Source organism: Nocardia sp. NPDC004722 (genome assembly GCF_053601505.1).
The window spans coordinates 1-4,101 of the sequence record NZ_JBSGBY010000699.1 but is presented as its reverse complement, the minus strand read 5'-3'; the positions used below and the strand labels follow the sequence as shown (position 1 = coordinate 4,101).

The window sequence follows — 4,101 nt, the reverse complement described above, 5'->3', positions numbered from 1 at the left end:
ATGAACCTCTGGTAAGAAGATGGTAGCGCTGGCGGCCATCGCGGCGTCGAACAGTTCCGCGCTCTCCGGTGTCGCCGAGAAATGCTCGAAGTGGTGTCGGCCGAAATGATGGTCGAAGCCCGCGGTGCCGGTGCGGACCGCGTGGTCGAGGTGAGCGAAGGACTGGTAGAAGGCCCCACCGTAGAGGCGAGCCAGCGGGTGCAGGGAATGGGTGGCCGAGACAGGCAGCAGCGCACCGGTTTCGGTCAGTTCGTAGCCGGTGCCGCGTGGGCGCACGATATCGAGATCGGTGAGATAGCGCAGCAATCGGTGCAGGCTGTCCGGATCGGTGCCGGTGATGCGGGCCAGCTCGGTGAGGTCGCGACCGGGCGCGGCGGCGAGTTGATCGGCCACGCCCAGGGTGGCGGTGGCGGCCAGGGCCTGCGTGGTCCAGGCGCCGGTGAGCAGGCGCAGCAGCCGGGTTGGCGCATCGTGGGAGGCGGCGACATGGGTCGCCAGCAGTGGCGAATGCTGCCCGGCGACATGCAGTTCCAGGCGTCGATAGGGCCGGTCGGGGGCATTGGTGCGGAAGTAGAGGATGGTGGCGTCCTCGTGAGTGTTGTATCCGCCTCCGTCACTGCGCATTCCGCCGCGCTGCAGCAGCAGGGTGCGCAGTCCGGCCAGCTCGACTGTGTCGACGCTCTCGACGTCGAGGGCCAGATGCTTCTCGTGCCCGGCCATCCGCTCGGCGTGACGCAGCGCGGTGATGTCGGTATCCGCCGACACCGCGAAAATCTCGATGGTGCAGGGGTTCCCGTCGCCACCCGCCAACGGTGCGCGCACGATCCGCACGTCCAGCCGCTGGTACGCAACCCCGTGCCGGGCGGCCAGCCGACCGCGAACCACCATGCTCGGAATATCCGGATCCGCCGTCAGCCCAAGGCTTTCCAGTGCGGCGGTCAGCACGGTGAGGTCGCCGGGAAACACGAGTACCGCGGTATGGGAGAACCGGCAGCGGCTCGCCATCGCCGCCGCCTCGGCCGCGGTGAGGGCTGGAAGCATGGCCGAGAGCACCGCGCCGGTGTCGTGCGTGCGCACGAACTCTATTGCCGCGCGGAGCTGTTCGAGATCGACCGGATCGAGACATGCGGGTACGGCCAGCGAGCGGGACACGAGTCCTCCTGGTGGGATTTACTGCTGGTGAATGGCGAATACCGACGTGCGTCAGAGACCGACGTAGTTGCGGGCGAACAGTTCCTGATGCGCGGGCGAGGTGGCCAGGCTGTGCAGCCGGGCGCGACGCAGCACGCGCTGGTAGGCGGCTTGCGGGTCATGGCTGGCGGGCGGATGCAGCAGATCGATCATCCAGTGCGAGAACTCTTGGGCGCGTTCGATCATCGGCTGGTGATCGGCCGAATACCGTTGCAGCGCCGACGAATCACCGTCGATCAGCGCGGCCGAGAGCGCCCGCGCGAGCAGCTCGGCCCCCATGATGGCGAGGTTCGCGCCCTTCGCCGCCGAGGGGCTGATCGCGGTGGCGGCGTCACCGGCCAGCAGCAGCCGCCCGTACTGGATCGAATCGCGGATCTCCGAGCGCAGCCGGACCAGACCGCGTTCCACGATCGGCCCCCGCGAGAGCGCACCGTGCCGCGCCGCGTTCAGCCGTCGCTCCAGCGCCTGCCAAATGCGCTCATCATCCCAATCCCCGGCACTGTCACAGGGATCGCATTGCAGGTAATAGCGAGTGATGTCCGGGCTGCGCGGCATCTGCCCCGCGAATCCTTCGGGATGCACACCGTAGAGGACATTCGCCGAGCTCGGCGGCGCTTGAACGAGGAGTGCCAGCCAGGTGATGTCGTGGTCGCGCGTCGCGACGGCCGCGGGCACCGTGGAACTCGAGATGCCCCGCGAGCCATCGCAGCCCGCTACGTACCTCGCAGAGTAACTGCGAGTTCGCCCGCCCGTCGCGCGGACCAGTACGCGAGGGTTGTCGGTGTGCAGGTCGCCGATCGCCTCGACCGTGGTGTCGAAATGCACGGTCCCGCCGCGCCGCAACAGTTCCGCGATCAGGTCGGTCACCAGCAACTGCTGCGGATACACCGTATGCGGCCGACGCGACCCGAGCTGCCCGTAGCGCACCTCGAAATGCTGCTCCGGACTACGGAATTCACACACATCGTGAACGGCCCCCCGCCGATCGAGCCCCTCGGCGAGTCCGTGCGCGCGCAGTACATCCACGCTGTCCGGCGACAGGAAACCCGCGCGCGCCCGGCTCTCCACTCGCTCACGGCGCTGCCGCTCCAGCACCGTGACGCGAATTCCCGCCGCACACAATAGATTCGCCAGTACGAGCCCGGCTGGTCCCGCACCCAGGACGAGTACCTCGGCATCGACGCCGGGTGTTCCCGTGTGCGCCGACTGCATGTCGATCAAAGGGGGCCGTCCTAGTCGAGGATGCGAATGTAGGAACTCCTATCAGTTGCTGGAGGTTAGCCCATTTATTAACCGGAATACGAGCACGCTCGGCGTGGCGCGCACGTGTCGAATGCTATTGGGACAAAACGGAATACATGGGATAACTAGCTGGTCGATCGTCCGTCTCGGCCTCAGCCGTTGTAGATCTCGACATACGCATTGGTCGCGACCGCGAACACGCCCGGCCCCATACCCGTGCAAGCAGCGGTGATCCGATCACCCGACGGCGTGAACGGGTAGCTCAACACCTTGTAAGGCCCGATCGCGTACAGCGGGAACGGACCACTCGCGTAGAGCCCGACACAGTCGAGATGCAGCACATAGTTGGAGCCCCCGTCCGGCTGGCACACCGCCGAGGCGTCGAACAGCCCCTTCTGCACCTGACAATCCTGCGGCGCGGCCTGCGCGGTCCCGGAGCCGAGCACGGCCGCGAACCCCAACCCGGAAACGGCCACGGTGGCGACGCGTGCGGCAAGCCCGATCGACTTCTTCATGTCATTCCTCCACGGTGTCTAGCTGGCATCATGAGGCAATAGCGATTTCCAAGCTATCGCGGCCGCGCCGCCCCCGACATCGGGTACATGCCCTAATCGCCGCAAGTTCCCTACTGCTTCCGATCAGGCAGTCCCGAGCGGATTGAGCAGCGCGAACCGCCATTCCCCGTCGTCGAGCCGCCGCGCGATATTGGCGGTGGTGCCGGTGGGCGCGACGCGAGCGCCCGCCGGCGTATCGATCTCCATCGTCCAATCGGTCACCAGCAGTGCGGTATCCGCGGCCACGAGCACGTGCCGCCCGGCATTGGTGAGCCGACCCCGCGCCGCGACGGTGCCGGAGATCTCCTGATGAAACGCGTCAGGCCCCGAGATCACCGCCCCGGTCGTGGTACGCATGGTGGCGCCGGGCGCGAAGAGCGCCAGCACCCCCTCGACATCACCTGCGTTCAAACGCTCTTCGAAGAGAACGGGGAGCTGAGCCGGATCGGTAATCGTTGTCATGACTCGATCGTCGCCGGACGCGAGCCGAGGGTCGAGGTGGATACCGGACACGTCATGGTGAAAAACGGACCGGCCCTGCGCCTCCCGTTTCCCCTCGCGTCCGCGCTCCCGTACCGCTAGTTTGGTGGCAGGTGCCCTCAATCTGCAGGGGTGGACGAGGAGGTCCAGGGTGTTGGGTTCGGTGCGGTCGCTAGGGGAGCGGGCCTATCTGGAAGGGGAGTCGGCGCGGCTCGCGGTGCAGGCCGGGATGGTGCGAATCGAATCGCCCACGGTATTGCTCGCCGCAGCCACCGCCTTGCTGCGCTACGGCACCCTGGCGGCGGCATTGCGCTTGTCGGCGGCGAGATTCGGAAGCCGGACCGCACTCATCGACGAGCTGGGCGAGCTGACCTTCGCCGAACTCGAGGACCGCTCCAACCGCCTGGCCAACGCCTGGCGCGACCGCGGCCTGAAACCCCGTGAGGGCGTGGCGATCCTGGCCCGCAACCACCGCGGCCTGCTCGACGCCATCTACGCCGCCGCCAAATGCGGCGCCAAGATCATCCTGCTCAACACCGATTTCGCGGGCCCCCAGATCCGCGACGTGGCCACCCGCGAGGGCACCGACCTGCTCGTCTACGACGACGAGTACGCCCACATGCTCGACGAGGTC

Annotated in this window: 5 protein-coding genes; 1 reads left to right on the top strand and 4 read right to left on the bottom strand. The window is 67.2% G+C overall.

Features of this window, described 5'->3' with window-relative positions:
* The 4 genes from ACWELQ_RS40105 to ACWELQ_RS40090 all read right to left on the bottom strand — a co-directional run.
* Positions 1-1,152: methyltransferase family protein (locus tag ACWELQ_RS40105; protein ID WP_452402225.1), on the bottom strand; the 1,152-nt coding region annotated here is incomplete at its 3' end.
* Between the two features lie 51 nt (positions 1,153-1,203).
* A complete protein-coding gene (locus ACWELQ_RS40100; RefSeq protein ID WP_452402226.1) occupies positions 1,204-2,403 on the bottom strand; it encodes a 4-hydroxybenzoate 3-monooxygenase in 1,200 nt (399 codons plus the stop codon).
* Positions 2,404-2,585: 182 nt separating this feature from the next.
* Positions 2,586-2,948 carry a hypothetical protein gene (locus tag ACWELQ_RS40095; RefSeq protein WP_452402224.1) on the bottom strand — a complete coding sequence of 121 codons (363 nt, stop codon included), beginning with the start codon at positions 2,946-2,948 and terminating at the stop codon, positions 2,586-2,588.
* A 123-nt stretch (positions 2,949-3,071) separates the two neighbouring features.
* Complete coding sequence (locus ACWELQ_RS40090; RefSeq protein ID WP_452402223.1) at positions 3,072-3,449, bottom strand: YybH family protein; 378 nt, start codon at positions 3,447-3,449, stop codon at positions 3,072-3,074.
* Positions 3,450-3,618: 169 nt separating this feature from the next.
* Here ACWELQ_RS40090 and ACWELQ_RS40085 point away from each other — a divergent pair.
* The coding region (locus ACWELQ_RS40085; RefSeq protein ID WP_452402222.1) for an AMP-binding protein at positions 3,619-4,101 on the top strand (483 nt) is incomplete at its 3' end.